Annotated in this window: 1 protein-coding gene and 1 pseudogene; both read right to left on the bottom strand. The window is 44.1% G+C overall.

Annotation, left to right across the window (positions count from 1 at the left end; all coding sequences use genetic code 11):
* Positions 1-1,102 (bottom strand): annotated as a pseudogene (locus A3761_RS11735) (C4-dicarboxylate ABC transporter); the annotation flags it as partial.
* Positions 1,103-1,274: 172 nt separating this feature from the next.
* The gene (locus tag A3761_RS11730; protein ID WP_082865257.1) at positions 1,275-2,333 is read right to left on the bottom strand and encodes a hypothetical protein; all 1,059 of its coding nucleotides are present in this window, start codon (positions 2,331-2,333) and stop codon (positions 1,275-1,277) included.
* Positions 2,334-2,658 lie beyond the last annotated feature (325 nt).

Below are 2,658 nucleotides of genomic sequence, written 5' to 3'. Positions count from 1 at the left end.
TAATTTCGTGATAGATTACTGCACCAGCAGCGATAACGAAGATACCAGAGCCACCTGTGTAGGCAGTCGGTACAGCAGCAAGAACAACCACAACAAAAGCCAACATTTCCGGAGGCATTTTCCAAGGCTTAAACAGGTTCAGAACCAAACCGGCAAAACGGGTTTGTTTCAAGAGCATACCTATCCAGACATACAAACCAACGTTCAGGAACATGTCCGCCAGGTCCATCAGTGTATTCAGATAGATACCTATCCCTGGCATGTGGCCATGAGAGAAGAAGAAAATACCCGCAATGATGGCCATCGTGGAATAGAGAGGAACCGATAACAAAGCATAGCCAATATTACCGCCAGGTTTTAGGTGAGCAGGCACCTTAATCAAATTGTAGATACTGACGATCAACAATAAGGCTATGCCATATACCCAGAAGTTATGCAGCATCGCTTCTTCAGACGGGAGGTTGGTACCATCTGAGTGAGCCAACTCCCGGAAGGCAAAAACCGAAGTCAACAAAACACAATTAGCAATAACCTGTGCAGAGCTCGACACATAGTGATCAAGTCGGTGCAAGACCGGGCGCATGGCAATATGGTGGCGCTTCAAGGTTGCCGTCATTGCACACAAAAAGATCAAGGTTATCAGGATGAACTTTTGGGAAACTAAGCCAACGCCTATCGCGTCAGAAACAAACAACTCTACTGCTCTGAATGCTTCAACGCTCGGGGTAATACGATCGCTTATTTCTTCGTAAGCTGTAAATTTATTCTGACAATCCTGACGTGCATTCTCGATAGAGGTACGAATTAAGTCCGGATCGACAGGTGCAGCATCGAATAGATCTAAACCTAAATCATCATCTTCGGTTTGAGCCAAACGTGCTTGCAACTGCTCTTCAACATTAACGTTTGGATCACAGGTAGGTGCGACAGGATCAACTCGAAGCTTATAGTAGCCCGGCCAGTAATGCTCCCCAACCTGTAATATCTGATTATGGATATCACTACTGGTACTAAAAACAACAACCAGTAACAACAAAATACAAGCTGGTAATGACGATAGCCACTCAGAAATTGAGCGGCCGCTTTGTGTATTGGAAGCCACGTAGTCCCTTCTCCCCGAAAAATGAATTGGTTTATTATTAGCCAAAAAAAAATGCCGGTAGATTATACCGGCATTCCTTAGTAGCAGACTAGCTGGAGATTGACTTTCTTTTTTTCAAAAATGGGCAAATCACCTTGATTCAAGCATATTAAGGTGATACAGGTCTCATTTTTTAAAACAAGTCATCCAGTTCAACAGTTTCGATATCATCAGCGGCATTCTCATCCCAGAAAGATCCAAGTTGACCAACTGGAGTTCGGTGCCCCATATTTTCTGTCCACATTTTATCTGAAATTCGGGTGATCGCTTCTGTTGCTGCTACGTCCAATAAACGATACTGCTTATTCGCTTTATGATTAGTGATGTGCTCAGCATGTCGCTTAATAACCGTTCTTACACGCTCCATGTCACCTTTAGAATAAGCGGCGATAATATGGAAAACGTGCGCCAAACGGATATGCGCATTTTCACCAATCTGGTCAGCTTGCTCCAATCGCTCCCAAGCATTTTCACCCTCTGGTAATGCACCAGGTAACAAGCTCCAAACCGCTGCTTTTAACGCTAAAGGGACGCCAAACCACGCCCGGTTATCCAAACAACCCGCACCACGTTCTGCTTGTGCCGCAATGTTTTTAGGCACCCCGGTACCAACACCCGAGAGAATATCGTGGTTCAAGGACAAAAGACCATTAATCAATCCCGCCAACCAAACAATCTGATCAAACTCTTGCTCAAGATCAGGACACTCACCACCAATTTCTAAACCTCCATTAAACTGAATCAAGGCCAGCCAGCCTTTGTAATAACGCTTCGCAGCTCTTACATGGTGATTTTTCTGGGCGATCAATGAATCTTGCGCCATATCTGGCTGCTGTCCACGAATGTATCGCAAGTACGCAAGCTCTTGTTCAAAAGCTCTTGCTTCTTCACAACCACCAGCACCTAAGTTTAGAAGCACTTCCAGCTCCCAGGGCTCTTCAGTGATTCGGCCAATTGATTCAACCATCGCTCCCAGCGCTTCAGCACCAGTACAACCCGCAACCAAGTCATCAGTCGTCAACAACTGAGGTACAACGTGCGCCTCGGCCAACAGGGTTATCGCATCACCTGTAGGTTTAACCATTGGCTTAACCAAAAACTGGTTAATCGCTTTACAGCCGCCCAGTAAAGACGACAACACTACGGAAAGAACAATCCATTTTATATATGTACGGCTGCTATTCAGCTTCACAATAGGCTCCTAAAAACATTCAGATACTTTCTGCAATCGCGGATTATCTACGACTTGATAGAATTTTAGTGAGATCGATGGCACAAAGATTAAAATTCGTGCCAAAATTATACGCGGGTTCCGTAAATCAAAACTCAATATGGCTACCAATTTGAAACAAGTTCACAGATATTTCATTTTTTAACAAATTTTGCTTTTTTTACTTTTACCCATTGCAAGCAAAGCGATCTGGACTATCTTTAGGGTGTACAAAGTCCTCTGGACTGCAGACCCTGTCTGGCGTGTACCTAAGACAACAATCTCAATTAAGGTAAAATTCATGAAA

It is taken from the genome of Oleiphilus sp. HI0123, assembly GCF_001635315.1.
The sequence above is the reverse complement of the archived record's forward strand: the minus strand, read 5'-3'. Positions and strand labels throughout refer to the sequence as shown.